Below are 559 nucleotides of genomic sequence, written 5' to 3' on the forward strand. Positions count from 1 at the left end.
CGACCGGCTCGGGCAGCGCGGCGACACACAGGTCCTCCAGCCGGCGTGGCGCGCGGACCGCCCCGGACGCGCGGCCGGCGGGCGCCGCGGCGGCCAGCAACGCGGCCAGCACCCGCGGGGTGAGAACGGCGCGCCCCGCGTCCGTCAGCCGCAGGCCGCGCGCGGGGAACTCGATGATCGAATAGCCGCTCTCATCGAGATGCGCCCCGAAACGAGGGCTGGTCGTGACGACGATGTCGCCGGGCTGGGTGAGCGCGGCACGCGGGTAGGCGCCGGCGAGAACGACCCGGTCGATCTGTCGGCCGCCGACGCGATTCGCGCCCGTGAGCTCCGGCGCGCCGATGACGGGATGGTTGCCGACCGGGCGGGCGTGGCCCGGCGCGATCCGCGCGCCCGGCAGGATCCGCAGCAGCGGGCCGCCCGGAGCGGTGGCGCGGGCCAGCCGGGCGATCGAGGCCGTAAGGATGGGACGCGGATTCGCCCGCTCGGCCACCAGACCGCCGAAGCCAGGCGCGGCACCACCTGTCACCTCGGCACGGTCCGTCATCGCGGCACCGCC

At 77.1% G+C, this 559-nt stretch carries 1 pseudogene; it reads right to left on the reverse strand.

The features are described 5' to 3' along the window. Positions 1-547: pseudogene (locus tag NBW84_RS16940) on the reverse strand (hypothetical protein); the annotation flags it as partial. Positions 548-559: the final 12 nt, after the last annotated feature.

The sequence above is a fragment of the Protofrankia sp. CiP1_Cm_nod2 genome, assembly GCF_920664355.1.
Taxonomy (GTDB): Bacteria; Actinomycetota; Actinomycetes; order Frankiales; family Frankiaceae; genus Protofrankia.